This window comes from Ferrovibrio sp. (assembly GCF_017994015.1).
In the GTDB taxonomy this organism is placed as follows: Bacteria; Pseudomonadota; Alphaproteobacteria; order Ferrovibrionales; family Ferrovibrionaceae; genus Ferrovibrio.
The window spans coordinates 205,994-232,961 of record NZ_JAGOLP010000001.1 but is presented as its reverse complement, the minus strand read 5'-3'; the positions used below and the strand labels follow the sequence as shown (position 1 = coordinate 232,961).

Here is a 26,968-nt window from a genome sequence, read left to right as displayed (position 1 = left end):
CCTGTTTTGGATGAGGTGCGGGATCAGCTTTCGAGGCAGCGCAGCGTCACCACGCCGCTGCCGTCGATCAGCACGGCGCCCTGGCTCATCATGTTGTTGATGAACAAGGCGGCACGGTCGCCATGCCAGGTGATGTCGGCGGCCACATCCTTGCCCGAGGCATGGCCGATGGCGGTCTTGTGGAACCAGTGGCAGAGCCGCAGGTTGCCCGACAGCGTGAGGCCGCTATGGGCGATCCACAACGTGCCGAGCCAGTGTTTGGCCTGAGCGCCCTTCCACGGCAGGTCTTCATCGCCGACATAATCCGCATCGGCGAATTCCGGGATGTCGAGCAACTGGCTCCATTGCCGCCAGCCGATCACCGCGGTGCGCTGGCCGTCATCGGGCACATCGGCGCTGCCGAGCAATTCGAAGGCGGTGAGGATCTTGGCCTTGGTCAGGCCGTCGCCGGTGCCGCCGGCAAAATTGCCCGAGGCATCCAGCGCCTTGATGATCAGTTCGTCGGTCTTGCGGCCCAGCGCATAGGCGCCGGCATTCACGATCACCTGGCGCTCGTTATGGCCAACCTTCAGCTCGTCCAGCGCATCGAGCCATTCGCCGGCATAATAATCCTGCAACAGGCATTCCACGCTGGCATGGTCCACATTCATCACCGGCACCTTGCCGTGCCGCGCCTTGGTGCTGGCGCTGCCCTTGCCGACCTTCTGGAAGGTGGTGGAACTGCCCTTGATGTCGGATTTGGAGCGCACGGTGGGGCGCAGCTTGGAGCCGAGCCGCTGATAGGCGGCATGCACATCCTGTTCGAATTGACGCACAAAACTCGGTTCAATGGTGGGGGCCATGGTGGCTGTTCCTCAAAATAGGGGGATGCGAGGAACCGGGCGGCGTTATCCAGGCAGCCACAGGGCGGCCCGGGCATCGCAACGGTCGGGATGGCTTGAGGCTTGGCGGCCCGGTGCGGGTTGTCGCCTGAAAGAGCAGAACCCGGCGCGGCATGAACGGGCCACACCGCGCCGGGCAGCACGCGATCAACCCGGATAAAGCCTCCGGAACCCTTCGGTCACTTGTGCGAGGATTTCGGGGTCGCGATGCTTCCAGTAGCGCGGGTCGCGCATCAGTTTCGCCAGTTCGGCTTCGCTCGGCAGGCCGGCCTTGCCGCCGCCGCCATTGCCGCCCAGGCCGGGTTCGCGGTTCTGCATCATGGCGTGCAAAGCAAGCACGCCCTGGGCGGTGCCGGCCAGGGCATCGAACAGCTTGGGCGGCAGATTGGCGCGGCCCCAGGCATCCAGCGCCCGGGCGGTTTCGCGGAACCGTGCCGGGCCGCCGAAATGCGCCTCCAGCTGTTCGCGCTCGCGGCTCGCCGCCACGTCGCCGGCAAATTGCTCCAGTTGCGGCATGACATGGTCGCAGGCCAGGTCATAGACCAGCTGGGCCTGGGCCGGGGTGAAGCCGGCCTGATGCAGCCGGGCATTCACGGCGGGGTCAAGCTGCACCTGCGGATGGCGCAATTCGATCTGGTAGGCATCGGGCGTTTCCGGCACGCCGAGGGCGCGAAAAAAGCTGCGCCGCGCCGGCTCGTCGGCATCGTCGCCTGGCAGGGCCACCATGCGGGCCATGCGCTTTTCCAGCGCCAGATAGGATTTCAGCAGCTTGTCGGCTTGCAGCGCGCCGGTTTCCGGATCGCGGAACTTGGCCGGGATTTCCAGCGCGGCGGCGGTTTCGGCCCCGGATTCCGGGGCGGCATTAAGCAGATTGGTGGTCATGGCTCTTGGCTTTCCTTCCTGATTGATCATGAAATGTTCTGTTGAGAGACAAGCGGAACATCCACCGGCAGCTCGCCGGCTTCGAGCAGGAATTCCCCCGGCACACCCAGGCAGCGGCCCAGCCAGCGCGCCACCGCCGGGGCATCCAGCACACCGGCCGCTGCCGGCCCCAGCGCCTTGACTTGTTCCAGCCATAACAGCGTGCTTTGCACATCGGCCTGGGCCTGCAAGCGGGCCAGCGGCGATTGATAGGCCAGCGCCACGTCGCGGCCATCCAGGGCAAAGCCGGGCAATTCGCCACGCCGTTGCAGGATATCAACCACCCGATCCAGCAAGGGTGTCAGCAATTCGCCTTGCAGCCGGCCAAAGCTGGCGCCGAGCAGGCGGGCCATTTCGGCGGCGCGTTCCAGCACTTCGGTGGCGCTCATTTTCGGCCCCGCCACCTGATCCAGCCGGTCGGCCAGCATGGCATGGCGGATGCGGGCGCGCAGATCGTCCAGCACCAGTTGCGAGATGTCGAAGCGGCCCGGCGCGGCCAGCGGGGTCAGGCCCGAGGAGCCGACCGCCTTGGGGATGATGGCGCCGGGCAGCAGCTTGATATTGGCCGGGTTGAGCACGCCATCGTCATCCGCCTGCCAGATGCCGGTAACGGCGATGGAAGCATTCTTCAGCACCAGTTCCACCACCTTGTTGGCGGTTTTGATATCCGGCAAGGCCTTCATCACCGGCGAGCGGCCATAAGCCTCGCCCGGCGCCTTGAGCCAGCGGAAAGCGATATAGGGCGAGCGCGCGAAACGGCCCTCGGCCAGCAGCGCATCGGCGCCGATGGCTGTGTCATCATCCAGCAGGGCGGTATAGGCATAGCCCCCGCCCTGCTGTGCCGGCTGTGGCAACACGGCTTCCAGCACGGCGAAAGCCGGCGTGTCGGCATCGCCCGTATTGCGCTGTTGCAGTGCCGGCAAGCTGGCGGCGGCCGGAAAGCGCTCCAGCAGCTGCGCCCGCTTCATCTGGCGGCGGCGGAACACACTGTCGAGCCGGCCGGTGCCGCCTTCCTCCAGCACCACATCCAGCAGCGGCACGGCGGCAAAGCGCAACGCACTTGGCTCGCCCAAAGCCGCTTCCTCCACCGCCAGGCAGGCAGTGCCGGCGGTGATCAGGTCGAGATAACATTGGTGAATCTCAACAATGAAATTCGAGCGGTCAAAATGGCCCTGGGCGCGGCGCGCGGCATCATCCAGCAGGCTGGCGGCCTGGCCGTGCTGCGCCGGGGCCATGTCGCTGCCGGGCTGAAACGCAAACCAGCGCGACCAGGGCGGGGTCAATTGCGCCAGCAGGCTGGCGGCAAACTGCTCCACCGCATCGGCGGCGGTACCGTCATACAATGCCTCGGCATTATTTACCTGGTTTGTTCCTGAATTGCCGGCGGCCAGGGGCAGCGCCATGGCATAACATTCCTGCCAGCGGCTTTCCCACAGGCTGCGGGCGGCCTTGGCGGCGGCGTGGCGCTGGCGCAAAGCCTGCACTTTTTCAGCAATTGTGGGCTCGGTTGAATGGCTCGGCAGCATGGTCACTCACCCAGCAGGGTCTTGCGGGTGAACAGCCCGGCCGGTGCCGCCGCGCCCAGTTCAACACCGCGATACGAGGTGGCGATGGTTTCGCCCTGGGCGCGGCGGCGGCGTTCACGCGCTTCGCGGGCGGCGGCCTCGGTCGGGTCTGCCGTCGGGCTGGGCGGCACGGCCAGCGGTGCCGGCGCCGAACTGCTGAAGATGCCACCCATGCTCTGCCTCCGAGGTATAAGACCGGCAACCAGCCGGCGTAAAACAGCGGACCAGGCCCAGGGCGCTCGCTTGTGGCGATACATATACGCCTTTTGTTCCTGTTGAAATAAGGAATAAGCCAGAATTATGCTATCGTCAAGGGAAATTTTCCTCATCTCGCAGAAAAGTTGCCATGGTGTACTTATCTGCCAGCTTTGCAGGCCAAGCAGGCGTTTCACCACTTCCACACAGGAAAGCGGCAAGGGTGGCGCCAGGCGCGGCGGCGGCTGGCAGATCGGCACGGCCAGGGCCATGTAACCGCCCAGGCGCAAAGCGGCCGCCAGTTCCAGCGCCGCTTCCGGTGCTGCCGCGCCATGCTGGCAGGGCAGCAGGTCGAGCAACAGATGATGTGACAGCGGATCAAGCAGCAGCCAGCCCTGCGGGTGCCAGCGATAGGCGAAACAATGCCGGAAACCGGGTTTCAGGCCGCGCAGCCACCAAATCCGGGTTTGTTCAGCAAAGCCGATCACGGCCCAGCCGGTAACGGCGCCGGCTTTTGCTGGAATACTGCCAGTAATGGATTGTGGCTGTTGTTCGCAAACCGCAAATTGCAGGGCCGATTGTAGATGCATGGAAATGTTCTCCAGCTACAGTGGGTCAATTGCTACAAAATGGAACATACTGCGTTAAATAAGGATACATATTATCGTATTCGTAAGTATAACGCTGTCAATTCCCATTTTTGGCGCATATCGCGCTAGCCAGAAACGGAGAAATGTATGACAATCTTCCCATGCTCACCCACAAAGCCATCTGGGCCGCCATTGATGGCTTGGCCGACCGCTACGGTCTGACTGCTTCCGGCCTGGCGCGCAAAGCCGGGCTTGATCCCACCACTTTCAACCGCAGCAAGCGCGAAGCCGCCGATGGCCGCCAGCGCTGGCCGTCCACCGAAAGCATCGCCAAGGTGATCGAGGCCACCGGTGCCTCGATCGGCGATTTCATGGAAGTGCTGGTGGATGCCAGCGGCCTGCGCGGCTCGGCTTTCCGCATTCCGATGCTCAATCTGGCCCAGGCCGGCCAGGGCGGGCTGTTTGACGAAGCCGGCCTGCCGCTGATTCGAAGCGGCTGGGAGCGGGTGCCGTTCCCTGATGTCAACGACGATCAGGCCTATGCCCTGGAAGTTGGCGGCGACAGCCTGATGCCGGTTTATCGCGATGGCACATTGCTGATCCTGTCGCCGCGCGCGCCAACCCGGCGCAATGACCGCGTGGTGCTGCGCCGGCTGAATGGCGAAATGCTGTGCCGGCAATTGCTGCGCAAGACCCTGACCCGGGTGGAACTGGCGGCGTTTGATCCGGCCCAGGGCGAACGTAGCCTGGATGCCACCGAAATCGCCTGGATGCACCGCATCGTCTGGGCCTCGCAATGACCGCGCTGCTCGTCTGGGCCTCGCAATGAGCCTATCGCCGGCTCTGGCGCGGTTGCCGGCTTTGGTGGCCGAAGGCGCCGGGGCGATCTGGCAGGATGGTGCCGCCGCCGCCCTGGCGCCGCCGCCGCCCGAGCGGCTGGATGCCGAAGCCGCCGGGCGCCGCGCCCGCGCCGTGCCGCCTTTGCTGATCCATGGCCGCGCCACGGCGGCGCGGCTTGGCCTCAATCCGTTTCCGGCGCTTGATCTGCTGGATTTGTTTGCCTTTGTGCGGCCGGCGCGCTTCTGCCTGCCCACCGCGCGCGGCCTGCTTGACGCGCTGGGCCATGCTGTGCCGGCCGATGCAATGGCGCTGGCCCCGGCCTTGCGCCTGGCGGCACAAAGCCTGCTGGCCGAACTGGGCCGGCTCGATCCCAACCGGCAGCGCCGCGCCATGCGGATTGCCGCCACCATGCAGCGCGCCGCCTGGCCCTGGGCCGGCTATGTGATGGAAGCCCTGGCGCCCGAGCCGGTGCCGACGCGGCTCGGCCTGGATGTATGGAGCGAATTGCCGGAATGGTCGGATTTTGCCCCGCCGCCGCCGCCCGATACCCAGAGTGTCTCGCCGGCTGAGGCGCGCGAAAGGCTGCGCCGGCTGCTCGGCGAGATGGCCGAATTGCGCGAGGCCCAGGCCGATTATGCCGCCACCACCGCCCAGGCCTTTGCGCCGCGCGCTGAACTGGGCATGCCCGAGATGGTGCTGAGCGAAGCCGGCACCGGCATCGGCAAGACGTTGGGCTATATCGCCCCGGCCTCGGTCTGGGCCGAGAAGAATGGCGGCACGGTATGGCTCTCCACCTATACCAAAAACCTGCAACGCCAGCTCGACCGCGAACTTGACCGGCTCTATCCCAATGCCGGCGACAAGGCGGCCAAGGTGGTGCTGCGCAAGGGCCGCGAAAATTATCTCTGCCTGCTCAATCTGGATGATGCGAGCCAGTCGGCAGCGGCAAGGCCGGCGGATATCATCGCGCTCGGCCTGGTGGCGCGCTGGGTGCAGGCCACGCGCGACGGCGATATTGCCGGCGGCGATTTCCCCGCTTGGCTGATCGACCTGCATGGTCGCGGCCGCACGCTGGGCCTGACCGATCAGCGTGGCGAATGTATCCATGCCGCCTGTCCGCATTATCGCAAATGTTTCATCGAACGCAGCCTGCGCCGCGCCCGCCGCGCCGATATGGTGATTGCCAATCATGCGCTGGTGATGATTCAGGCCGCCATCGGCTCGGATGACGATGCCACCCGGCCGCTGCGTTATGTGTTCGACGAAGGCCATCATCTGTTTGAGGCCGCCGATGGCGCCTTTGCGGCGCATCTCAGCGGCCAGGAAGGCATGGAATTGCGCCGCTGGCTGCGTGGCCCGGAAGGCGCCCGGCGCAGCCGCGCACGCGGCATCGGCAACCGCATCGGCGATCTGGTCAATGGCGATGATGCAGCGCGCGCGGCACTGGATGCGCTCACCGAAGGCGCCCGCGCCCTGCCCGGCGAAGGCTGGGTGCAGCGTTTGCAGGAAGGCGCGCCGCTTGGTGCCGGCGAGCGTTTTCTGTTGCAGGCCAGATTGCAGATCCTGGCGCGCAGCCCGGTGCCGGACAGCCCCTATGGCCTGGAATGCCCCACCCGTGAGCCAGCCCCGACCTTGCTTGAAGCCGCCGCCAGCTATGCCGGCGCGCTCGGCCACATGATCCAGCCGATGGCGGCGCTGACCAAGGCGCTGGCGGCCAAGTTGGAGGATGAAACCGCCGAGCTGGATAGCGCCACCCGTGGCCGGCTGGAAGGTGCCTTGCGCGGCCTCGGCCGCCGCAAGCTGACCCTGGAAGCCTGGGCAGCGATGCTGAAAAGCCTGGAAACCGGCACCGGGCCGGAATTCGTCGACTGGTTCGCGCTGGACCGAGAGGATGGCCGCGATATTGATCTGGGGCTTTATCGCCACTGGCTCGATCCGATGCGGCCCTTTGCCGAGGCGGTGCTGAAACCGGCGCATGGTGTGGCGATCACCTCGGCCACGTTGCGCGATCTCAATCCCGGTTTGAGCGATGCGGCGCCGGAGCAGAGCTGGCTCAGCGCCGAAATCCGCTCCGGCGCGCGCCACCTGCCGCAGCCGGCGCGGCGCGCCAGTTTTCCGTCGCCGTTTGATTATGCCGCCCGCACGCGGGTTTTTGTTGTCACCGATGTGCGGCGCGACGACATGAACCAGGTGGCGGCGGCTTATCGTGAACTTTTCCTCGCCTCAGGCGGCGGTGGCCTGGGCCTGTTCACCGCCATCTTCCGCCTGCGCGCCGTGCAGAAACGCATCATCAAGCCACTCGCCGAACACGGCCTGGCGCTTTATGCCCAGCATGTTGATCCACTGGACAATGCCACGCTGGTCGATATTTTCCGCGCCGAGGAACATTCCTGCCTGCTCGGCACCGATGCGATGCGCGATGGCGTCGATGTGCCCGGCGCCGCGCTCCGGCTGGTGGCGTTCGACCGCGTGCCCTGGCCGCGCCCGGATCTGCTGCACAAGGCGCGTCGGGCGGCTTTCGGCAACCAGGCCTATGACGACCTGCTCACCCGGCTGAAGTTGAAACAGGCTTTTGGCCGGCTGTTGCGCCGCGCCGATGATTACGGCGTGTTTGTGGTGCTGGATGCGCAATTGCCCAGCCGACTGCTCTCGGCCTTCCCGAGCAGTGTGGAAGTGCGCCGGCTCGGCATCGCCGATGCCGTGCGCGAAACCGCCGCCTTCCTGCAAGCCATGCAGGGTGCGGTCAGAAATCCCGCAATTCAGCCTGGATAGCGGCAATGCCGGCCGGGCTGAGGCTGAGGCCGATATGGTTCACGCCCGGCACGATGCGCACTTGAGCATCTGGTCGGATGGTTTTCAATTCGGGTTCATAGGCGGCGGCATTGAACAATTCGTCCTTTTCGCCAATCAGCACAATCGGAGCACGGGCCTGGCGCCGGTAATCGGCGGTATAATCCTCATGCGCCTTGAAATTGGCCCAGAGCCGGAAGGAATAGGTGTAGGGCCGGCCGGCGCTGTCCTGACGCGCAAAGGCCAGCACCGGCAGATGCTGGAAAAACGGCAGGCCGGCATTATCCAGCACGGCCAGGGCGATCAGGCGCGGCAGATGCGCGGTGGCCCAGCCGCCACCATTCTGGCGATAGGTTGGCGATTGCGGGTGCAGCATTGGCGCCAGCAACAGGATGCGCTCAAAACGCTGGCCCAGTTCGCTGCCGGCCACGCGCAGGGCAAAGCCGCCGCCGGCCGAGAAGCCGATCAGGCCTAGTTTGGCCTGGGGCGGCAGGATTTGCAGCAGGTCGGCCAAATCCTGCTCCATCTGGCCGATGAAATCGATATCGCCCAGCCGGCCGCTCTGGCCATGGCCGCGCATATCCAGGGCATAGATGGTTGGCCCGCCACCGGTGTTCAGCACCTGCGCCATGGCATGCATGCCTTCGGCGCTGCCGGTGGAGCCGTGGATCAGGATCAGCGCTGCATCCTCGCGGCCGGCATAGCGGCGAAAGGCCAGTTTGCTGCCATCCCGGGTGGTGAACTGCAACAGCGGCGGCAAGGCACCCTGCTGGGCGCGGGCCTGGGCAATCGCCGGCTCAAGAATGCTGGCCAGCGGCGGCGGCGGCGCGCTGGTGCCAAAAGCGATCAGCGCGGCGAACAAGGCGCTGATCGTGGCAAACAGCACCAGGCCGGCCAGCGCGGCGCGCCCGAACAGATGCGGCGAAAGGCCCCGGAAAGAGCTGGTGGCTGGTTTTTCCATGGCAGGCATTCTGATCCTTGGCGTTTAACAAGAAAGTGTCGGCCATCACGCCGGCATGCAAGCGCAGGTGGTCTGGCGCTGCAGTAGCGGCCTGGGTCTTGCCCGCAGCCGGCATGGCTTGCATAGTTCCGGCCTCGCAAGGAGAGCCAATGACCACGATTTCGCCCCAAGCCGCAATGATTTACGCCATGGTGATTGCCGCCGTGGCCGATGGCCGGATCAAGGATTCCGAACTGGAAACCATTTCTTTTGCGGTGCGCAGCCTGCCGGTGTTTCGTGGGTATGGCCAGGATGCAATGCGGGTGGCAACCGGCGATTGCGTCGCCCTGCTGGATGACGAGGATGGCATCGCCGCCGCGCTTGGTCTGGTCAAGGAAGCTTTGCCCAAGGATCTGGTGGAAACCGCCTATGCGCTGGCCTGCGATATTGTGGCGGTGGATGGCAATGCCGAGCAGACCGAATTGCGCTGGCTGGAAATGCTGCGTCATGAACTGGGTGTTGAGCGCCTGCACGCCGCTGCCATCGAGCGCGGTGCGCGGGCGCGCTATCGTCCTCTGCCAGTCGCACTTACGCGCTGAGGCCGCTATCGCGGGCTGATCAGGGATAGCGGCCGTGTTGCAACATATAACCGCGCCGGCAATTGCCCGGCCATGTCGCCATCAGCCTGCACCGGTTCGGCCTGGGCCGGTTCCGGCCCCCCGGTAGCCTCGATCACCACCTCGCGGCCGCGCAGCAACTGGATTTCCGGCAATTTGTGCAGCAGGCCAAGCGGCAAGGCCAGCAAGGCGCGCGCCACGCCCCAGCGGCCGCCCAGCCGAAACAGGCAAATCTGGAAATCCGCCGCCTCCAGCCGCGCATCGGGGCAGCAGATGAAACGCCCGCCATAATAATGCCCCTTGGCGATCACCGCCGAAGCGGCCTCATGCCACACACCATCAATACAGAGCCTGTAGCGCGGCCCATGCCAATCCAGCAGCCGGCGCAAGGATTGCAGCACATAGGCGCCCTTGCCCATGGCGCGTTTCAGGCCGGGCGGCAGGCTGGCCACCACATGGGCATCAAAGCCGATGCCGGCCATGATGGTGAAGAGCCGGTCATTCACAAAGCCGGGGTAAATCGGTCGGGCCGGACCATGCAGCACGGCCTGCACCACAGCGGCCGGCCGCAATGGCAGGCCGATCTCGGCCGCCAGCACATTGGCGGTGCCCAGCGGAAAGATGCCTAAGGGTGCGGCGCCTTCAATCGGCAGGCCGTTTGCCACTTCGGCAATGGTGCCGTCGCCGCCCGCCGCAACCACGGCGTCATAGCGTTCGGCCAGCGCATCGGCGGCAAAGGCTTCGGCATCGCCGCGTTTGCTGGTCGGGCGGTATTCCACCGCGCAGCCGGCCTCTTCCAGCAGGTCGAGATAGGCTTCCAGCCGCGCCCGTTTACGCCGCCCGGCCGTGGGGTTGTAGATGATCAGCAGCCGGCGGCGGGGACGGGATGGGGTCATGCCGCCCGACTTAGCAGATTGCACCACAAGGGTTTAGCGAAAATTTGGTTACAATTTGCGGCCCCGGAATGGCGTTGGAGACTAAGTTGTGCCTGTGCCGAATCCGGGGTTGACAGGGGGTTTGCGGCGGCTATAGTGCGCCACCTTGGAATTTCAGGTGGCGGCTGGGCTCAGCGCGTCGCCTTTTCACATGGATTTGGCAAGATGTTCGCAGTGATCAAGACCGGCGGGAAACAGTATAAGGTGGCGGCGGGCGACGTGCTCGAAGTCGAGCTGGTCGCCGGTGAGGCCGGTGCCACCATCGAATTCGACCAGGTGCTGGCCGTGGGCGGCGATGGCGCCACCAAGATCGGCAAGCCGCTGGTGGAAGGCGCCAAGGTCACCGCCGAGGTGATCGGCCGCACCCGTGGCGAGAAGCTGATCATCTTCAAGAAGCGCCGCCGGCAGAATTCGCGCCGCAAGAATGGCCACCGCCAGGATTACCTGTCGGTCAAGATCACCAACATCGCGGCCTAACGCGGTTCAGGATTTAGGAGAAGACTATGGCTCACAAAAAAGCTGGCGGTTCCTCCCGCAACGGTCGCGACTCGCAGAGCAAGCGTCTCGGCGTCAAGAAGTTTGGCGGCCAGGCTGTGCTCGCCGGCAACATCATCCTGCGCCAGCGCGGCACCAAGGTGCATCCGGGCAAGAATGTTGGCCTTGGCAAGGACCACACCATTTTTGCCCTGGCCGATGGCCAGGTGAAGTTCCATGACGGCAAGAAGGGCCGTGACTACGTTTCGGTACTCCCCCAGGGTGCCCCGGCGGAGGCGTGATCGAAACGCGCCTTCCCGAAATTGAAGCGATTTGAGGGGAATGGCGCAAGCCATTCCCCTTTTTCGTTTCCAGCGAGTCCAGCGACATGAAGTTTCTCGATCAAGCCAAAGTCTACGTGGAGAGCGGCCAGGGCGGTCCCGGCTCGGTCAGCTTCCGGCGTGAAAAATTCATCGAATATGGCGGTCCCGATGGCGGCAATGGCGGTCGGGGCGGCGATGTGTGGGTGGAATGCGTTGATGGCCTCAACACCCTGATCGACTATCGCTACCAGCAGCATTTCCGCGCCAAGCGCGGTGGCCATGGCATGGGCCGCAGCCGCACCGGCGCCGATAGCCCGGCAGTGACGCTGAAAGTGCCGAAAGGCACCGAAATCCTGGCGGAAGACGGCGAAACCCTGCTCGCCGACCTGACTGAAGTGGGCCAGCGTGTGCTGCTCTGCCGTGGCGGCGATGGCGGCCATGGCAACGAGCATTTCAAAAGTGCCACCAACCGCGCGCCCCGGCGCGGTGAACCCGGCTGGCCGGGCGAAAACAAGTGGATCTGGCTGCGCCTCAAGCTGATCGCCGATGCCGGTCTGGTCGGCTTGCCCAATGCCGGCAAGTCCACCTTCCTGAGCCGGGTCAGCCGCGCCAAGCCGAAAATCGCCGATTATCCCTTCACCACGCTGAAGCCGCAGCTTGGCGTGGTGCGTTTTGCCGACAAGGAATTTGTGCTGGCCGATCTGCCCGGGCTGATCGAGGGCGCGTCCGAAGGCGCCGGGCTTGGCACGCGCTTCCTGGGCCATGTGGAACGCTGCGCCGTGATCCTGCATCTGCTGGACGGCACCGAGGCCGAGCCGGTGAAACATTGGCGCATGATCCGCAAGGAACTGGCGGCCTATGGCGCCGGGCTGGAAGACAAGCCGGAAATCATCGGCCTGAACAAGGCCGATGCCGTGCCGCCGGATGAGTTGAAAGCCAAGGTGCAGAAGCTGAAACGCGCCGCCAAGCGGCCGGTCTTTGTGCTGTCGGGCGTTTCCGGCGATGGTATCGATGCCGTGGTGCAGGCGCTGTATGAGCAGATCGCCGCCACCCGCCTGGCCGAGAAAGAGCTGGAGGCCGGAACAGCGCAAACAGGTGTGGTATGACCGACCACCTCAAGCGCTCGCGCCGGGTTGTGGTCAAAGTCGGCTCCAGCCTGCTGGTCGATGGCGATAAAGGCACTTTGCGCGGCCAATGGCTGCAAGCTTTGGTGGAAGACATTGCCGGCCTGCGCGAGCAGGGCAAGGAAGTGCTGGTGGTATCTTCTGGCGCCATCGCGCTGGGTCGCCGCGTGCTTGGCCTGGGCGCCGGCGCGTTGCGGCTGGAGCAAAGCCAGGCCGCTGCCGCTGCCGGCCAGATCCGGCTTTCCGCCGCCTGGGCTGAGGCTTTGGGCAAGCATGAACTGAAGACGGCGCAGATTCTCCTGACATTGGGCGACACTGAATCGCGCCGGCATTATCTCAATGCGCGTGAAACGGCGAATACTTTGCTGGGCCTCGGCGTAGTGCCAGTGGTGAATGAGAACGACACCGTGGCGACGGCGGAAATCCGCTTTGGCGATAATGACCGCCTGGCCGCCCGGGTGGCGCAGATGATCTCGGCCGACAGCCTGATCCTGCTCTCCGATATCGATGGCCTCTACACGGCTGATCCCGGTGTTGATCCGGCGGCGAAATTCATCCCCGAGGTGAAGGCGATCACGCCGGAGATCGAGGCGATGGCTGGCGTATCGCGTTCCGGCTTGGGCCGTGGCGGCATGATCACCAAAATCCTGGCCGCCAAGATTGCCGTGGGCGCCGGCTGCGCCATGGTGATTGCCAATGGCAAGAAGCAGCATCCGATCCGGCAACTGGCCGAAACCGGGCATTGCACCTGGTTCCGCGCCAGCGGCTCGCCGGCCACGGCGCGTAAACAATGGATTGCCGGTCATCTCAACGCCCAGGGCAGCATCGCCATCGATGCCGGCGCCGCCCAGGCGTTGAAACGCGGCCGCTCGCTGCTGCCGGCCGGTGTCACTGCCGTGCATGGCCGTTTTCAGCGCGGTGATGCGGTGCAGGTGGTGGATGCCGGCGGGCTTTTGGTGGCGCAGGGGCTTTCGGCCTATTCCGACGAGGATGCGCGCCGCATCATCGGCCATAAATCCAATGAAATTGCAGCCATCCTTGGCTACGCTGGCCGCGATGAGATGATTCACCGCGACGATCTTGTGCTGCGGTAAGGAGGCGAGCATGAACGCGCCGATGCAAACCGATCTTTCAGCTCAGGCGATCATGGATCAGCTGGGCCAGGCGGCCCGCGCCGCTGCCGCCGAACTGGCAGTGGCCGATACGGCAGCGAAGAACCGTGCCCTGCTGGCTGCCGCCGAAGCGATCCGCGCCGCCAGCGCCGCGATCCTGGCTGCCAATGCCGAGGATATGGCCGCTGCCCGCGCCAAGCAGCTCAGCGCTGCCCTGCTTGATCGCCTGGAACTGAACCCCAAGCGGGTCGAAGCCATCGCCGTGGGGCTTGAGGATATTGCCGCCCTGCCCGATCCGGTCGGCGCCGTGATGGCGGAATGGACGCGGCCCAATGGCCTGCATTTCAAGCGCGTGCGCACGCCGCTCGGTGTGATCGGGGTGATTTTTGAAAGCCGGCCGAATGTGACCGCCGATGCCGGCGGCCTGTGCCTCAAGGCCGGCAATGCCTGCATCCTGCGCGGCGGTTCGGAAGGTTTCCGTTCCAGCCGTGCCATCCATGCCGCGCTGGTGCAGGGCCTGCGCGCCGCCGGCCTGCCCGAAGCCGCGATCCAGCTGATGCCCAGCACCGACCGCGCGCTGGTTGGCGCCATGCTGGCGGCGCCGCAATATCTGGATGTGATTGTGCCGCGCGGCGGCAAGAGCCTGGTGGCGCGGGTGCAGGCGGAAAGCCGCGTGCCGGTGTTTGCCCATCTGGAAGGCAATTGCCATCTCTATGTTGAGGCCAGCGCTGATCTGGCGATGGCGAAAAACATCCTGCTCAATGCCAAGCTGCGCCGCACCGGTGTATGTGGTGCGGCCGAGACTTTGCTGGTGGAACAGGCGGCGGCGGCAACGCATCTGGCGCCGCTGGTGACCATGCTGCTGGAGCATGGCTGCGAAGTGCGCGGTGATGCCGCCACCCAGGCGGTGGATGCCCGCGTCAAGCCGGCCAGCGAAGCCGATTGGGCAACCGAATATCTGGATGCCATCATCGCCGTGAAGCTGGTGCCGGATCTGGATGCTGCGATCCGGCATATCGAGCGCTATGGCTCGCATCATACCGAGAGCATCATCACCGAAGCGGCCGATCATGCCGCCGAATTCATGCGCCGCATCGACAGCGCCATTCTGCTGCATAATGCCTCAACACAATTTGCCGATGGCGGCGAATTCGGCTTCGGCGCCGAAATCGGCATTGCCACCGGCAAGATGCATGCGCGCGGCCCTGTGGGCGTTGAGCAGCTCACCACTTTCAAATACCTGGTCTTTGGCAACGGCCAGGTGCGGCCCTGAACAACACGCCGCTTTTGCCGCCCCTGGGCGCGCGGCTGCGGCTGCGCGTCGGCCTGCTTGGCGGCTCGTTCAACCCGGCCCATGCCGCGCATCGTGAAATCAGCCTGGCGGCGATGCAAAGGCTAAAGCTGGATCAGGTCTGGTGGTTGGTCAGCCCGCAGAATCCGCTGAAAAGCCGTGCCGGCATGGCGCCGCTGGCGCAACGGCTGGCCGGGGCGCGGCAGGTGGCGGCGCATCCGCGTATCAAGCCCTGCGCCATCGAGCAAAGTTTCGGCAGCTATTACACAGCCGATAGCCTGGCCTTGCTGCGCCGGCATTATCCGGCCATGCGTTTTGTGTGGCTGATGGGCGCCGATAACCTGGCGCAGATGCGGCATTGGCAGGATTGGCGCCGCATTGCCGCGCTGATGCCGATTGCGGTGCTGGATCGCCCTGGCTTTGGCCTGCCGGCGGCGCAAAGCCTGGTGGCGCGCGCGCTGGCGCCGCATCGGCTGCGGCTGGGCCAGGCTGGCGCCCTGGCCGGGCATAAGGCACCGGCCTTCATGCTGCTCAAGACGCGGCTGAATCCGCTCAGCGCCACGGCTTTGCGCCAGCAGCGGAAAACAGCAGGCTTGCAAGCCAGCGCCTGAATGCCCATATAATACAGGATGACCCGGATGCGCAGCCTTTCTCATATCTGCCGCGCTGGCCGCCTGCATGCAGGCGCTGCCGCCCCGGCCGTGCGCGCTTGATACAAGCCGCCCCCGCCGGGGCTCGATAACCCAATCGGTCATTTTCCCAACGCCGTCGTCTGTTGAGATACAGACGCGCGTTTTTTGCTTATGGAGTTTTCCTATGTCTTTCCTGCAACCGCTGCCGCCGATCACTGTTGGCAATGCCGATTACGACCGCCTAATGGCCATCGCCGAAACCTGGCGCAGCCGCCGCCCTGATGTGGCCGAGATGCTGATGAGCGAATTGTCGCGCGCCGAATTGCGCCCGCAAGGCGGCCTCGATCCGCGCGTGGTGGCGATGCATAGCCGCGTGCTGTTCGGCTACAGCCACAGTCGCGACACCCAGGCCGTCACCCTGGTCTATCCCAATGAAGCCGATATCGCCGCCGGTCGGATCAGCATCGCCACGCCGGTCGGCACGGCTTTGCTCGGTCTGCATGAAGGCGGCAGCATCGGCTGGCTCACCCATAGCGGCGTGGAGCGCCGCATCACCCTGCACAAGGTGCTGAACTGACGCCGTTAGAGCACGCTGCGATCAGAATTCCTGCCAGTCATCGTCCGGCTTGGCTGCCACCGCAGCGGCGGCCATCGGCCTGACCGGTGCGGGCGATGCCGGTTTGGCGGCAACAGGTGTTGGTGCCGGCTTGGGCTTGGCCGGAGCCGGCTGAACGCTGCTTGCCGGCGGCTTTGCCGGCTGGGCTGGCGGCGCAATCCTGGCCATGCTCAGCGGCTTGCTGTCACCAACATTGAAGAAACCAACCAGCTTGGCCAATTCGGCGGCCAGATTGGCGAGCTGCTGCGCGGCGGCGGTGGTTTCCTCCACCAAGGCGCCGTTGCGCTGGGTGATCTCCTCCATGCCGCCGACCGAGGCGCCAACCTGATCCAGGCTGGTGGCCTGGTCTGCGCTGGCGGCAGCAATCTCGGCCACGATATCGGAAACCTGGCCGATCGACCGTACAATGCCCTCCAGCGCGCCGCCGGTGCGATCCACCAGTTCGGCGCCGCTTTTCACCTGCGCATTCGAGGTGCTGATCAGCCCCTTGATGTCTTTTGAGGCATTGGCCGAACGCTGCGCCAGGGCGCGCACTTCCTGCGCCACTACGGCAAAGCCCTTGCCGGCTTCACCGGCGCGGGCCGCTTCCACCGATGCGTTCAGCGCCAGCAGGTTGGTCTGGAAGGCAATCTCGTCAATCAGGCCAACAATCTCGCTGATCTTCCGTGCGCTCTGTTCAATGCCGCGCACCGCCGTCACCGCATCCTGCACCACCGCGCCGCCCTGATTGGCGCCGTCGCGCGCGCCGCCGGCCAAGGCGGCGGCCGATTGTGCGTTGCGCGCATTCTGCCGCACGGTATCAAGCAGGCTCTGCATCGAGGCGGCGGTTTCCTCAATCGCCGCCGCCTGGGCTTCGGTGCGGCCGGCCAAGTCCTGGCTGCCGGTGGAGATTTCCGCGGAAGCGGCTTTCACTGCCTCGGCGCTGTTGGCCAGGCGATGGGCGAAATCGCGCAATTTGTCGCTGGTGGCATTGAGGTCGTTCACCATCGTGGCGAAGCGGCCGCCAAAGCGGCCTTCGATACGCTGGCGCAGATCGCCATGCGCCAGCGCGGCAGTCATGTGGGTCACGGCGTTGAGCACTTCGTCGGTGCGGGCCAGCAGGCGGTTCACCGCTTCGCCCACCCGGCGCATGGTGCCATCAAGACTGGCCACATCCACACGCTGCGCCAGGTCGCCCTCGGCGGCAGCGGCCACCACGCTGCCGATTGCAGCCTCAAAACGTTGTTCCTGTTCCGCCTGGCTGGTGGCAAAACGCGCGCGCTCGGCGGCGGCCTGCTGTTCCAATGCCTCGCGTTCGGCAATGCCGGCACGCATCTGCTCAAGGCTGGTGGCGCTTTTGGCAAACAGCTGCTCCAGCACCAGGCAAAGCCAGATCAGCACGCCGCATTCCACCACCACGATGGCGGCATGCAGCAGCACACGCAGCAGGTTGCCGCCATCAGGGAAGATAGCGCTGGGCAAAAGCAGGTTGAGGCCAAGATGATGCACCGCAGTGAGCGCGGCCGCCAGCAGCACCACGCGCCAGTCGCAATAGGCCGCCAGGATGGCAAAACTGGCGAAATAATACATGTGCACATCAATCTGCCACGGCCCGGCCGCGCCATTGACCAGCAGCGACACCATGCCGACAAAGCCGGTGGCCATGACATAGCGGGTCAGCGGCGCCAGTGGATCGCGTGCTGCGCAAAGCGAGGCGGCCAGCGCCAGCACTATGGCAAAAGCCGTTGGCAGCCATAGGCCGGTTTTGTTGAACCAGCCGATCAGGGCAATCACCGGCACATGCAGCCAGAGCCACAGGGCAAAGAAACGGCTGGCCTGCTGGCGCAACGCATCCACGCCTTGAAGTTTATCGGCAGTCTGTGACATCGCCATATTTCCTATGAAATCTGATTGCCGGTCAGGCCAAGGCAGCCGGCCAGCCAAGCGCGTGCGTCCAGCACCAGCCAGGCACCATTGTGATAGAGTTTGTTGGTCAGCGCGGCATCGCCAGCCACCAGCCAGGCGCCGGCGCGCCCGGCGGCAATCGGCCGGGCATCGGCAGCGGCCAGCCCGGCGAAAGCCTGCTCGGCCGGGTGGTGCGGGGGATAGAACACCAGCAGGCGCTGGTTGGATGCGGGTGTAACTTCCGTTCCGGGCAGGGCAGCCAGCGGCAGGAGCAAGGCAGGCAATGTTGCAAGCAGGGCAACAAACAGCCAATGATGTTTAGGCATAAAGATCCATACCCCGAAAAAGGGCTGCTTCTAATTTACAGAGCAGACAAACTAGTTCAAAAAGACCCGCCAGCAAGGAATTTTCCGCTTATAAAGAGTAAAATACAGGTGACGCGCCTACGTGATTGAGTGGGTGGGCGTCACTACAAGCCTATCGGGAGGCCACATGCCGCAGAATTTTGTCATAATACCGATCTATGCCGCCTTGCTCGGCCTGCTGCTGTTGGCGTTGACCACTGCTGTGGTGCGGCTGCGCGGCAAGCACAAGGTGGGCATCGGCGATGGCGGCCATGCCGATCTGGCGCTGGCCTGCCGCGCCCATGCCAATTTCATCGAATATGTGCCGCTGGCGCTGATCCTGCTGCTGTTGCTGGAATATCGCGGCGTGCCGGTCTGGGCTCTGCATGGCCTGGGCGCAGGATTGTTCCTCGGTCGCGTGCTGCATGCCTGGGGCCTCAGCCGCAGCCAGGGCACTTCGCCGGGCCGCGCCATCGGCATCCTGCTCACCTGGATCAGCATCCTGGTGCCCAGCCTGTGGCTGCTGGTGATCAGTTTCACCTGAGCATGGCGGTTACGGTAAAGCGGCCCAGCCTGGCCAAATCACGCAGTCCGGCCAAGCCACGCAGTCTGGGCAGGCCGCGCCGTCCGGCAAAACCGGTTGATCCACGCGATGCCTTGCTGGTAGCGGCAACGCAGCTCTTTGCCGCGCGAGGTTTCACTGGTGTCTCGGTGCGCGACATCGCCGCCGCCGCCAAGGTCAATCATGGCCTGGTGCATCGCCATTTCGGCAGCAAGGAAGCCTTGCTGCGCGCAGTGATGCAGCGTCAGGCCGATCAGCTTGCGGCAGCGGCCGGCGAAAGTATTGCACTGGGAGATGCGAACCAGACGCTGACCGCGCGACTGTTTGCCGCCACCCAGGCCCGCGCCGCCTATTGGCGCATCCTGGCGCGCTGGCTGCTGGATGGCCGCGATCCGCGTGAATTGCAGCTTGATTTCCCCACCTTGCGCCGCCTGATCGACAATCGCGCCAGCCAGCGCCAGGAACCACGCGAGGCGGCGGCGGTGGACATTGTCACCCTGGTGGCGGCCGCCATGGGTTTTCTGATTTTTGAGCCATTCCTGCGCGCCGCCAGCGATCTGGATCGTCAGCCGGCTGATAAGCTGCGGCAGGCTTTTGTGCAGCGGCTGGCCGAGATGGCGGATCGCTAACTCCCTCTTGCATGGCATTGCAGCGGCGCTATACTCCCGTGAAGTAGTCAATTGACTACAGCAAAGGGAGGGGAAGCCGATGGGCGCGTTTTGGGCCAGGGCTGGCATGGGTGCGGTGCTGTGCGCCGCCGTGATTTTTGCGCCGCTGGCTGACAATGCGGCGCAGGAGGCCGCCAAGCCCGCCACCGACATCACCCGCCAGCATAACCGTAGCATGGCGGCCAGCCTGCCGCTTGATGACAGGCGCGATGCCGAGGAAGCCGCCCGTGGCCTGATCGCGCGGCTCGACAATCCGGATATTCCGGGTCGCAACAGCAGCACCGCCTTTGCGCGTTCGTCGTATAACTTCATCGATGCCGCCGAGCAGGCGCCGGATACGGTCAATCCTTCGCTCTGGCGCCAGGCAAGGCTCAACAATCTGCATGGCCTGTTTGAAGTGCGCCCGGGCATCTATCAGTTCCGTGGCTACGATCTGGCCAACATGACCTTTGTTGAAACCCCGAATGGTTATGTGGTGATCGATACCCTGCTGGTGGCCGAGGCGGCGCGCGCCGGGCTGGAATTGCTCTACAAGCACCGGCCGCGCAAGCCGGTGCTGGCGGTGATCTACACCCATCCGCATATCGATCATTTTGGCGGTGTGCGCGGCGTGATCGACGAAGCCGATGTGAAGGCCGGCAAGGTGAAGATCATCGCACCGGCGCATTTCATGGAACATGCGGTGAGCGAGAATGTGCTGCTTGGCACCGCCATGACACGGCGGGCCGAATACCAGTTTGGCATCGGGCTGGCGCGCGGGCCGCAGGGCCAGGTCGATACCGGCCTGGGCAAGACGGTGTCCTCCACCGGCACCATCGGCCTGATCGCGCCCACCGATCTGATCGAACGCACCGGCCAGACCATGACCATCGATGGCCTGCGCATGGAATTCCAGATGACGCCGGAAACCGAGGCGCCGGCGGAAATGAACATCCTGTTCCCCGATCTACGCGCGCTTTGCCTGGCCGAGAATGTCTCGGGTGTGATGCATAATCTCTACACCCTGCGCGGCGCCCTGGTGCGCGATGGCAAGGCCTGGGCCTATTACATCGACGAGGCGATGCGGCTTTATGGCGACCGGGCCGATGTGGCATTTTCCAGCCATCACTGGCCGCGCTGGGGCCGCGAGCGTATCGCGGAAGTGATGGAGAAGACCCGCGACCTGTACAAATTCACCCATGACCAATCGGTGCGGCTGGCCAATAAGGGCCTGGTGCCGGCCGAGATAGCCGAAACCATCAAACTGCCCAAGGAACTGGATCAAGCCTGGCATAACCGGGGCTATTACGGCACGCTGAAGCATAATGCCAAGGCGGTGTATCAGCGTTATCTCGGCTGGTATGACGCGCATCCGGCGCATCTCGATCCGCTGCCGCCGGAGCAGGGCGCCAAGCGCTATGTGGATTTCATGGGCGGCAGCGCGGCGATGCTGAAACGCGCCGGCGAATATTATGCACGCGGCGAATACCGCTTCGTGGCCGAAGTGCTGACGCATCTGGTATTTGCCGAACCCGATAACAAGGCGGCGCGTGGCCTGCAAGCCGATGCGCTTGAGCAGCTTGGCTATCAGGCCGAATCCGGTGTCTGGCGTAATCTCTATCTGCTTGGTGCACAGGAATTGCGCGATGGTTTGCGCAAGCTGCCGCCGGCCAGCACCGCCAATCCCGATACAATTGCCGGGCTGACGCTGGATATGATGTTTGATTTCCTCGCCGTGCGGATCGATCCGGAAGCGGTGGCGGGCAAGACCATATCCGTGAACTGGCGTTTCACCGATACCGGCGAAACCTTTCACATGTTCCTGCGCAACAGCGTGCTCAACCATCGCCGCGATGCGCTGGACGACAAGGCCGATGCCACGGTGAGCCTGACCCGGCAGACCTGGAACCGTATTGCTCTGCGGGAACTCAGCCTGCCGGTGGCGGTGTTGACCGGTGATCTGAAAATTGCCGGCAATCCGCTGGCTTATCTTGACCTGATGCGCCAGGTGGAACCGCCGGGCGATCGCTTTAATATCGTGACGCCATGATCGACGGCCTGATCTACGATTATGTCATTGTCGGCGGTGGTTCCGCCGGCTGTGTGCTGGCGCGGCGCCTGAGCGAGGATGGCCGCAACCGGGTCTGTTTGCTGGAAGCCGGCCCGCCCGATGATATCGCCGCCTGCCAGTTGCCGATTGGCGCGGCCTTGTTCATCCCGGGGCCATGGCGTAACTGGGCATTCAAGACCGTGCCGCAGCCGGCCTTGAATAGCCGCCAGGGCTATCAGCCACGCGGCAAGATGCTGGGTGGTTCCAGCGGCATCAATGCCATGATCTATATTCGCGGCCATCGCCGTGATTATGATGAATGGGGCCTGCCAGGCTGGGCCTGGGATGATGTGCTGCCCTATTTCATCCGCTCGGAACGGAACCTGCGCGGCGATATCGATGCCGGCCTGCATGGCCGCAATGGCCCGCTGGCAGTATCCGATCTGCAAAGCCCGAACCGCTTTGCTGCTGATTTCATTGCCGCTGGCGCAGAAAATCAGCATCCGGTGAATGCCGATTTTAATGGCGACAGCCAGGAAGGCGTCGGCTGGTATCAGGTGACGCAGGAGAATGGCGAACGCTGTTCGGCGGCCAAAGCCTATCTGCCGCCCGATGTGCGGGCACGGCCCAATCTTGAAATCATCACCGGCGCCCAGGCAGCGCAGATTGTGCTGGAAGGGCAGCGCGCCAGGGGCGTGCGCTACCGCTATCGCGGGCGGGATCTGCTGGCGCGCGCCGGCCGCGCCGTGCTGCTGGCGGCGGGCGCCTTCGGTTCGCCGCATCTGCTGCTGCTCTCCGGCATCGGCCCGGCTGGCGAAATTCAGCCGCATGGCATCCCGGTGCAGCATGAACTACCCGGTGTGGGCCGCAATTTGCAGGATCATCTGGATTACCTGGAGCATTACCGCGTTGATAGTACCGACTTGTTCGGCCTGTCGCTGCGTGGCCTGCCGAAGATGTTGGCGGCATGGCGGCAATGGCGCCGTGAGCGCAGCGGTATGCTGACCTCCAACTTTGCCGAAAGCGGCGCTTTCCTGAAAACCGACCGCAACCTGGAGCGGCCGGACATCCAGCTGCATTTTGTCGTGGCGATGGTGGATGACCATGCCCGCAAGCAGCATCTTGGCCATGGCTATTCCTGCCATGTCTGCGTGCTGCGGCCACAAAGCCGCGGCGCGGTTGGCCTGGCCAGCCGTGAGCCGCTGGCAGCGCCGCGGATTGATCCGGGTTTTCTCTCGGCGCCAGCCGATCTGGAGATTTTGAAGCGCGGTGCCTGGATGATGCGGCGCATTATGCAGGCGCCCAGCCTGGCCCAGCATGCGCCGCGCCCGCTTTATCCGTTGCCACAGGATGATGCCGAACTGGAAGCGGCAATCCGCGCCCGCGCCGATACCATCTATCATCCGGTCGGCACCTGCCGCATGGGCCTGGCCGATGATGCCGGTGCCGTGGTCGGGCCGGATCTGCGCCTGCATGGCCTGCACGGGCTCTATGTCGCCGATGCCTCGGTGATGCCGCGCCTGATCGGCGGCAACACCAACGCGCCCACCATCATGATTGCCGAAAAGGCCGCCGATTCGGTGTTGCGCGCCGCCAACGCACCGCGTTAGGCGCTATTCTCGGCTTGGCGGCGCATTCAGGGCGGCGGCCACGGCTTCAAGCAATTCTGCCCGCCGCACCGGCTTGCGCAGCATGCCGAAGGCGCCAAGATCGCGGCTTAAGCGCAGCGCCAGTTCGGCATCCATCATGCGGCCACCGCCTGAAGTGGCAATCACCGGGAGAGCGGCATGGCTGCGGCGCAAAGCGTTCAGCAATTCAAAGCCATCGGCGCCCGGCATCAGAATGTCGGTGATCACAAGATCGAACGTGGCCGCAGATAACCGCGCCATTGCAGCACTGGCATCGCAGGCTTCATCCACCTCATGCCCCAACGCTTCCAGATGCTGGCGCAGGATGTCACGCAGTTCGGCGATGTCATCCACCACCAGGATTCTCGCCATCATCCACCCCCGTGTAATGTCATGGCGCCAGCGAATGCGAATTCGCTACTGCTTACAAAAAGCGCAAATGGAAAAATTAACAACAAAAAATCGCGTGATTATCTATAAAAGATATACACGCGCCGCTTATGATTGTATGGTACTGAGATGCAATCCGAGCCTCTGTTGCAAGCCGTGATTGACACCATGATCGACGGGGTGATCCTGATCGATCACGGCGGAATCGTGCGCCTTTATAATCCGGCCTGCGAAAAGCTGTTCGGCTACCAGCCAGATGAAGTGCTTGGCCGCAATGTGAAAATGCTGATGCCGTCGCCGTATCATGAGGAACATGACGGCTATATCCGGCATTACCAGCATACCGGCGAGAAACGCATCATCGGCATCGGCCGCGAAGTGATCGGCCGGCGCAAGGATGGCGGCGAATTCCCGTTTGAACTGGCGGTGGCGGAAGCCGACAACAATGGCGTGCCGATGTATATCGGCGTGATCCATGATCTGACCCATCGGCGCCGCAGCGAGGCGGCACAGCGCCGCAGCGAGGATACCTTCCGCCTGCTGGTCGAGGCGGTGGAGGATCATGCCATCTTCCTGGTTGACCCCGATGGCCGGGTGGCAAGCTGGAATGATGGCGCCCGCCGGCTGCTCGGCTTGACTGCGGATGCCGTGCTGGGCGAGAGCATGGATTTGTTCCATCCGACTGAGCCGGAACAGGCCGAATTCCTGCTGCGGCAAGCGGCCAGTGACGGCCGTGCTACGCTGGAAGCCTGGCGCTATCGCAAGGATGGCAGCCGCTTCTGGGCGAAAGTATCACTCACAGCTGTGCATGACCAGCAGGGCCGCACCACCGGCTATACCAAGATCATCCATGATGTGACCGAGCGGCGCCGGGCCGAAGAGATGCGCGAACAATTGCGCCAGTCACAGAAAATGGAAGCCATCGGCCAGCTCACTGGCGGCATTGCGCATGATTTCAACAATCTGCTGGCGGTGGTGATCGGCAGCCTGGAATTGCTTGGCGACCGGGTGGCCGAGGATCAGAGCCGCAAGCTGATTGATCAGGCGCTGCATGGCGCCACGCGTGGCGCGGAATTGACCCAGCGGTTGCTGGCTTTCGGCCGCCAGCAGACCTTGCACAGCAAGCGCGTGGCAGTGAACAGTCTGATCGCCAGCGTGGCGCAGATTCTGCAACATACCCTGGGCGACACCATTGCCGTGCGCACCAGCCTGGCGCCCGGCCTGCCCGATGTGCAGGTTGATCCGGGTTTGCTGGATAATGCATTGATCAATCTGGCGCTGAATGCCCGTGATGCGATGCCGCAGGGCGGCACGCTCACCATCCGCACGGCGCTTGAGCAGCGCGGCCAGGAACAACGTGGCCAGGAACAGCGCGGCCAGCAGGCCGGGAAACCCGGCAGCTATGTGATGATTGCGGTGGGCGATACCGGCACCGGAATGCCGGATGGTGTGCGTGAGCGTGCTTTTGAGCCATTCTACACCACCAAGGAAATCGGCAAGGGCAGCGGACTTGGCCTCAGCATGGTGCATGGCTTCATCACCCAGTCTGGCGGCTTTGTGCATATCGACAGCACCATGAGCAAGGGCACCGAGGTGCGGCTCTATCTGCCCGGCCTGAGCACGATCAGTGCCGAGGCGGCGGAAAAGGCCGCCGGCCCGGTGGTGTTGCTGGTGGATGACAATCCGGATGTGCGCACCACCTTGGCCATGCTGCTTGATAGCCTGGGCTATAGTGTGCGCGCCGCTTCGTCGGGCATGGCGGCGCTGGATATCCTGCAATCCGGCGAGCCGGTTGACCTGCTGTTCACCGATGTGATGATGCCGGAAATGAACGGGCTTGATCTGGCCGAACGCGCCTTGCGCATCCGGCCATCACTGCCGGTGGTTTTCACCTCCGGCACAGCCGGCGAGGAAATGTTCCGCACCACGCCGTTTCGCCATAATGCGCCGATGCTGGCCAAGCCGGTGCGCAAACAGGTGCTGGCCGAGACGTTGCAGCGCCTGCTGAAGCGCTGAGCGCGCCACTGCTGTCATGCAATTGTCATATACCCCTGCTGCGTTCTTGCCGATAAGCTAAATTTTTCAGCACTTTAGCGCGGCGCGATTGTGTATCGCCGCCGGCCTCGGCTAGAGTCCGCCGCCATGCCCGATGCTGCTGCCGCCTCTTTCTGCCTACGCCTCGATGCCAAAAGCTGGCCGGGGCTGCGGCGCCATTCCGGGCTTAAAGCCATACAGGCCGGCCGCGCCAGCCGGCAGCAGGCCGAGATTGTGCTGGTGGATACGCCGGCCCGCACCCTGGCCGAGTTGGGCTGGCTCTGCCTGAGCGAAAACGACCAGCCGCATTTGCTGGCGCTGGCCCAGGGCAAGGTTTTGCCCAATCCGGATATTGAGGCGCTGGGCAATCTGGCGATTCTGGCGCGTGGCAAGCTGGAGCGGCTGGTGCTGCCGCTATCCGGCAGCCGCCGCCTGCTGCTGGAAAAATATGAGCTGGCGGTCAAGCGCAAGCCGGCCAGCCTTGCCGTGCTGCGCTGCGATGGTTTCACGGCGGCGGAAGCGGCAGCCTGGCTGCTTGAACTGGCCGGCGACCCGGCTGCGCCAGGCCTGAAATTCGGCCTGCTGGGCAGCGAACCCGGTGTGGCTTTGGCAGCCATGCTGGGTCTGGCGGCGCCAAAGCCGGTCAAGGCGCCGGAATTGCCGTCGCAGATTCCGGCTGGCGACAGCGCCATTGCTGCTGCCTGCGCCATCCTGCGCCATTGCCTGCTGCAATTCGATGCCAATATCCAGCCGGTGCTGCTGGGGCAGGATAGCGAAGGCGTGCATCAGATGCGTGTCGCCCTGCGCCGGCTGCGCTCGGCATTGGATATTTTCGCCGCCATCCTGCCGGCGGGCTGGCTTGCGGCCATGCTCGACGATCTGCGCTGGCTGAATACGCCGCTTGGCCAGCGCCGCGATCTTGATGTGTTTGTTGAGGAAACCCTGGCGCCTTTGCGCGTCGCGCAGCCCGATCTGGCCGGCCTGGGGCAGCTAAACAAACTGCTTGATACCCGGCGCCTGGCAGCACAGGCCGATCTGGTGGTCGCTTTGCAAAGTCCGCGCGCCACGGCTGCCCTGCTGCGGCTGCGCTGGCTGGCGGCACTGGATGAAGCCGAAATATTGCGCCAGCTTGAACCGGCACAGCATGAAGCCGCGCTGTTGCCAGCGATCAGCTTTGCCGCGCTGAGCCTAAAAAAACGCCGCCGCAAGCTGAAGCAGCTTGGTGAGCGCCATGCCGAATTGACGGTGCCGGAACTGCATCGCCTGCGCATCCGGGCCAAGAAGCTGCGCTATGCCAGCGATTTTTTCCGCTACCTGTTTGCCAAGAAGCCAAGCAAGCTGGCTGGCATCACCCTGGCGCGGCTACAGGATACGCTTGGCGCCCTGAACGATGCCGCCGTGGGCGACCAGTTGCTCAAGGGCCTGCTTGGCCCGGTGGATCAGGATCCCGCCGCCGCTGCCATTGCCGGCTGGTTCGCGGCGCGCCAGGCCGCCCAACTGGCCCAGCTTGGCCCGGCCTGGCAGGATTACGCCCGGCTCAAGCCCTTCTGGAAAGCGGCCCTGCCTGAATCTGCCTGAGCCGC

At 64.3% G+C, this 26,968-nt stretch carries 25 protein-coding genes; 16 read left to right on the top strand and 9 right to left on the bottom strand.

From position 1 onward, the window contains the following. Positions 1-23 precede the first annotated feature (23 nt). The 4 genes from KBB36_RS01205 to KBB36_RS01190 all read right to left on the bottom strand — a co-directional run bounded on the left by KBB36_RS01205 (position 24) and on the right by KBB36_RS01190 (position 4,152). On the bottom strand, positions 24-842 hold the full coding sequence (locus KBB36_RS01205; RefSeq protein ID WP_290975707.1) for a phage capsid protein: 819 nt from the start codon (positions 840-842) through the stop codon (positions 24-26). A gap of 186 nt (positions 843-1,028) precedes the next feature. Continuing rightward, a complete protein-coding gene (locus KBB36_RS01200; RefSeq protein ID WP_290975705.1) occupies positions 1,029-1,763 on the bottom strand; it encodes a hypothetical protein in 735 nt (244 codons plus the stop codon). Between the two features lie 26 nt (positions 1,764-1,789). Further along, a complete protein-coding gene (locus KBB36_RS01195; RefSeq protein WP_290975703.1) occupies positions 1,790-3,328 on the bottom strand; it encodes a portal protein in 1,539 nt (512 codons plus the stop codon). Between the two features lie 2 nt (positions 3,329-3,330). Next, positions 3,331-4,152 (bottom strand): hypothetical protein, encoded by an 822-nt coding sequence (locus tag KBB36_RS01190; RefSeq protein WP_290975700.1) that lies wholly within the window; start codon positions 4,150-4,152, stop codon positions 3,331-3,333. A gap of 161 nt (positions 4,153-4,313) precedes the next feature. Here KBB36_RS01190 and KBB36_RS01185 point away from each other — a divergent pair, with 161 nt between their 5' ends. Then, on the top strand, positions 4,314-4,952 hold the full coding sequence (locus KBB36_RS01185) for a helix-turn-helix transcriptional regulator (RefSeq protein ID WP_290975697.1): 639 nt from the start codon (positions 4,314-4,316) through the stop codon (positions 4,950-4,952). A 25-nt stretch (positions 4,953-4,977) separates the two neighbouring features. Continuing rightward, a complete protein-coding gene (locus KBB36_RS01180; protein ID WP_290975695.1) occupies positions 4,978-7,764 on the top strand; it encodes an ATP-dependent DNA helicase in 2,787 nt (928 codons plus the stop codon). Here the strand turns inward: KBB36_RS01180 and KBB36_RS01175 are convergent. Beyond that, positions 7,736-8,743 (bottom strand): alpha/beta fold hydrolase, encoded by a 1,008-nt coding sequence (locus KBB36_RS01175; protein WP_290975692.1) that lies wholly within the window; start codon positions 8,741-8,743, stop codon positions 7,736-7,738. The genes KBB36_RS01180 and KBB36_RS01175 overlap by 29 nt on opposite strands. A 149-nt stretch (positions 8,744-8,892) precedes the next feature. Here KBB36_RS01175 and KBB36_RS01170 point away from each other — a divergent pair, with 149 nt between their 5' ends. Then, on the top strand, positions 8,893-9,321 hold the full coding sequence (locus KBB36_RS01170; protein ID WP_290975689.1) for a tellurite resistance TerB family protein: 429 nt from the start codon (positions 8,893-8,895) through the stop codon (positions 9,319-9,321). A gap of 5 nt (positions 9,322-9,326) precedes the next feature. Here the strand turns inward: KBB36_RS01170 and KBB36_RS01165 are convergent, their stop codons facing one another. Then, a complete protein-coding gene (locus tag KBB36_RS01165) occupies positions 9,327-10,235 on the bottom strand; it encodes a diacylglycerol kinase family protein (protein WP_290975686.1) in 909 nt (302 codons plus the stop codon). A gap of 204 nt (positions 10,236-10,439) precedes the next feature. Between KBB36_RS01165 and rplU the strand changes: the two genes are divergently transcribed. The 7 genes from rplU to rnk all read left to right on the top strand — a co-directional run bounded on the left by rplU (position 10,440) and on the right by rnk (position 15,807). Continuing rightward, on the top strand, positions 10,440-10,751 hold the full coding sequence (rplU, locus tag KBB36_RS01160) for a 50S ribosomal protein L21 (protein ID WP_290975683.1): 312 nt from the start codon (positions 10,440-10,442) through the stop codon (positions 10,749-10,751). Positions 10,752-10,777: 26 nt separating this feature from the next. Continuing rightward, positions 10,778-11,050: a 50S ribosomal protein L27 gene (rpmA, locus tag KBB36_RS01155; protein ID WP_290975681.1), complete on the top strand. Its 273-nt coding sequence runs from the start codon at positions 10,778-10,780 to the stop codon at positions 11,048-11,050. Between the two features lie 86 nt (positions 11,051-11,136). Beyond that, the gene (gene obgE / locus KBB36_RS01150) at positions 11,137-12,177 is read left to right on the top strand and encodes a GTPase ObgE (RefSeq protein ID WP_290975679.1); all 1,041 of its coding nucleotides are present in this window, start codon (positions 11,137-11,139) and stop codon (positions 12,175-12,177) included. Then, positions 12,174-13,289: a glutamate 5-kinase gene (gene proB, locus KBB36_RS01145; protein ID WP_290975677.1), complete on the top strand. Its 1,116-nt coding sequence runs from the start codon at positions 12,174-12,176 to the stop codon at positions 13,287-13,289. Before obgE ends, proB begins: the two co-directional genes overlap by 4 nt. A gap of 10 nt (positions 13,290-13,299) precedes the next feature. After that, positions 13,300-14,580 carry a glutamate-5-semialdehyde dehydrogenase gene (locus KBB36_RS01140; RefSeq protein ID WP_290975675.1) on the top strand — a complete coding sequence of 427 codons (1,281 nt, stop codon included), beginning with the start codon at positions 13,300-13,302 and terminating at the stop codon, positions 14,578-14,580. 14 nt (positions 14,581-14,594) lie between these two features. Then, positions 14,595-15,209, top strand: a complete 615-nt coding sequence (locus KBB36_RS01135; RefSeq protein WP_290975672.1) for a nicotinate-nucleotide adenylyltransferase — start codon at positions 14,595-14,597, stop codon at positions 15,207-15,209. Positions 15,210-15,414: 205 nt separating this feature from the next. After that, entirely contained in the window at positions 15,415-15,807 is a 393-nt protein-coding gene (gene rnk / locus KBB36_RS01130) for a nucleoside diphosphate kinase regulator (protein WP_290975669.1), read from the top strand. Between the two features lie 21 nt (positions 15,808-15,828). On the opposite strand, the gene KBB36_RS01125 is transcribed toward rnk, so the two are convergent. Together KBB36_RS01125 and KBB36_RS01120 are read right to left on the bottom strand one after the other, a co-directional pair. Next, positions 15,829-17,712: a methyl-accepting chemotaxis protein gene (locus KBB36_RS01125; RefSeq protein WP_290975667.1), complete on the bottom strand. Its 1,884-nt coding sequence runs from the start codon at positions 17,710-17,712 to the stop codon at positions 15,829-15,831. A gap of 11 nt (positions 17,713-17,723) precedes the next feature. Further along, entirely contained in the window at positions 17,724-18,056 is a 333-nt protein-coding gene (locus KBB36_RS01120) for a hypothetical protein (protein ID WP_290975665.1), read from the bottom strand. A 166-nt stretch (positions 18,057-18,222) separates the two neighbouring features. Between KBB36_RS01120 and KBB36_RS01115 the strand changes: the two genes are divergently transcribed. From KBB36_RS01115 to KBB36_RS01100, 4 genes are all read left to right on the top strand, one after another. After that, positions 18,223-18,618, top strand: a complete 396-nt coding sequence (locus tag KBB36_RS01115) for an MAPEG family protein (RefSeq protein WP_290975662.1) — start codon at positions 18,223-18,225, stop codon at positions 18,616-18,618. A 2-nt stretch (positions 18,619-18,620) separates the two neighbouring features. Next, positions 18,621-19,265 (top strand): TetR/AcrR family transcriptional regulator, encoded by a 645-nt coding sequence (locus KBB36_RS01110; RefSeq protein ID WP_290975659.1) that lies wholly within the window; start codon positions 18,621-18,623, stop codon positions 19,263-19,265. A 79-nt stretch (positions 19,266-19,344) separates the two neighbouring features. Then, the gene (locus KBB36_RS01105) at positions 19,345-21,333 is read left to right on the top strand and encodes an alkyl sulfatase dimerization domain-containing protein (protein ID WP_290975656.1); all 1,989 of its coding nucleotides are present in this window, start codon (positions 19,345-19,347) and stop codon (positions 21,331-21,333) included. Next, on the top strand, positions 21,330-22,943 hold the full coding sequence (locus tag KBB36_RS01100) for a GMC family oxidoreductase N-terminal domain-containing protein (RefSeq protein WP_290975654.1): 1,614 nt from the start codon (positions 21,330-21,332) through the stop codon (positions 22,941-22,943). Before KBB36_RS01105 ends, KBB36_RS01100 begins: the two co-directional genes overlap by 4 nt. A gap of 3 nt (positions 22,944-22,946) precedes the next feature. Here KBB36_RS01100 and KBB36_RS01095 read toward each other — a convergent pair whose 3' ends face one another. Beyond that, positions 22,947-23,333 carry a response regulator gene (locus KBB36_RS01095; RefSeq protein ID WP_290975651.1) on the bottom strand — a complete coding sequence of 129 codons (387 nt, stop codon included), beginning with the start codon at positions 23,331-23,333 and terminating at the stop codon, positions 22,947-22,949. A 147-nt stretch (positions 23,334-23,480) separates the two neighbouring features. On the opposite strand from KBB36_RS01095, the gene KBB36_RS01090 reads away from it, so the two are divergent. Beyond that, positions 23,481-25,367: a PAS domain-containing sensor histidine kinase gene (locus tag KBB36_RS01090; protein ID WP_290975648.1), complete on the top strand. Its 1,887-nt coding sequence runs from the start codon at positions 23,481-23,483 to the stop codon at positions 25,365-25,367. A gap of 126 nt (positions 25,368-25,493) precedes the next feature. Continuing rightward, complete coding sequence (locus KBB36_RS01085) at positions 25,494-26,963, top strand: CHAD domain-containing protein (protein WP_290975645.1); 1,470 nt, start codon at positions 25,494-25,496, stop codon at positions 26,961-26,963. Positions 26,964-26,968: the final 5 nt, after the last annotated feature.

What these genes read in the sequence shown, in the direction of transcription:
- rpmA (WP_290975681.1), top strand. Translation starts at nt 10,778, where the DNA reads ATGGCTCACAAAAAAGCTGGCGGTTCCTCCCGCAACGGTCGCGACTCG.
- proB (WP_290975677.1), top strand. Translation starts at nt 12,174, where the DNA reads ATGACCGACCACCTCAAGCGCTCGCGCCGGGTTGTGGTCAAAGTCGGC.
- obgE (WP_290975679.1), top strand. Translation starts at nt 11,137, where the DNA reads ATGAAGTTTCTCGATCAAGCCAAAGTCTACGTGGAGAGCGGCCAGGGC.
- KBB36_RS01140 (WP_290975675.1), top strand. Translation starts at nt 13,300, where the DNA reads ATGAACGCGCCGATGCAAACCGATCTTTCAGCTCAGGCGATCATGGAT.
- KBB36_RS01110 (WP_290975659.1), top strand. Translation starts at nt 18,621, where the DNA reads ATGGCGGTTACGGTAAAGCGGCCCAGCCTGGCCAAATCACGCAGTCCG.
- KBB36_RS01125 (WP_290975667.1), bottom strand. Translation starts at nt 17,712, where the DNA reads ATGTCACAGACTGCCGATAAACTTCAAGGCGTGGATGCGTTGCGCCAG.
- KBB36_RS01115 (WP_290975662.1), top strand. Translation starts at nt 18,223, where the DNA reads ATGCCGCAGAATTTTGTCATAATACCGATCTATGCCGCCTTGCTCGGC.
- KBB36_RS01100 (WP_290975654.1), top strand. Translation starts at nt 21,330, where the DNA reads ATGATCGACGGCCTGATCTACGATTATGTCATTGTCGGCGGTGGTTCC.
- KBB36_RS01165 (WP_290975686.1), bottom strand. Translation starts at nt 10,235, where the DNA reads ATGACCCCATCCCGTCCCCGCCGCCGGCTGCTGATCATCTACAACCCC.
- KBB36_RS01170 (WP_290975689.1), top strand. Translation starts at nt 8,893, where the DNA reads ATGACCACGATTTCGCCCCAAGCCGCAATGATTTACGCCATGGTGATT.
- KBB36_RS01175 (WP_290975692.1), bottom strand. Translation starts at nt 8,743, where the DNA reads ATGGAAAAACCAGCCACCAGCTCTTTCCGGGGCCTTTCGCCGCATCTG.
- rplU (WP_290975683.1), top strand. Translation starts at nt 10,440, where the DNA reads ATGTTCGCAGTGATCAAGACCGGCGGGAAACAGTATAAGGTGGCGGCG.
- KBB36_RS01085 (WP_290975645.1), top strand. Translation starts at nt 25,494, where the DNA reads ATGCCCGATGCTGCTGCCGCCTCTTTCTGCCTACGCCTCGATGCCAAA.
- KBB36_RS01200 (WP_290975705.1), bottom strand. Translation starts at nt 1,763, where the DNA reads ATGACCACCAATCTGCTTAATGCCGCCCCGGAATCCGGGGCCGAAACC.
- KBB36_RS01090 (WP_290975648.1), top strand. Translation starts at nt 23,481, where the DNA reads ATGCAATCCGAGCCTCTGTTGCAAGCCGTGATTGACACCATGATCGAC.
- KBB36_RS01180 (WP_290975695.1), top strand. Translation starts at nt 4,978, where the DNA reads ATGAGCCTATCGCCGGCTCTGGCGCGGTTGCCGGCTTTGGTGGCCGAA.
- rnk (WP_290975669.1), top strand. Translation starts at nt 15,415, where the DNA reads ATGTCTTTCCTGCAACCGCTGCCGCCGATCACTGTTGGCAATGCCGAT.
- KBB36_RS01195 (WP_290975703.1), bottom strand. Translation starts at nt 3,328, where the DNA reads ATGCTGCCGAGCCATTCAACCGAGCCCACAATTGCTGAAAAAGTGCAG.
- KBB36_RS01095 (WP_290975651.1), bottom strand. Translation starts at nt 23,333, where the DNA reads ATGGCGAGAATCCTGGTGGTGGATGACATCGCCGAACTGCGTGACATC.
- KBB36_RS01190 (WP_290975700.1), bottom strand. Translation starts at nt 4,152, where the DNA reads ATGCATCTACAATCGGCCCTGCAATTTGCGGTTTGCGAACAACAGCCA.
- KBB36_RS01205 (WP_290975707.1), bottom strand. Translation starts at nt 842, where the DNA reads ATGGCCCCCACCATTGAACCGAGTTTTGTGCGTCAATTCGAACAGGAT.
- KBB36_RS01185 (WP_290975697.1), top strand. Translation starts at nt 4,314, where the DNA reads ATGCTCACCCACAAAGCCATCTGGGCCGCCATTGATGGCTTGGCCGAC.
- KBB36_RS01105 (WP_290975656.1), top strand. Translation starts at nt 19,345, where the DNA reads ATGGGCGCGTTTTGGGCCAGGGCTGGCATGGGTGCGGTGCTGTGCGCC.
- KBB36_RS01120 (WP_290975665.1), bottom strand. Translation starts at nt 18,056, where the DNA reads ATGCCTAAACATCATTGGCTGTTTGTTGCCCTGCTTGCAACATTGCCT.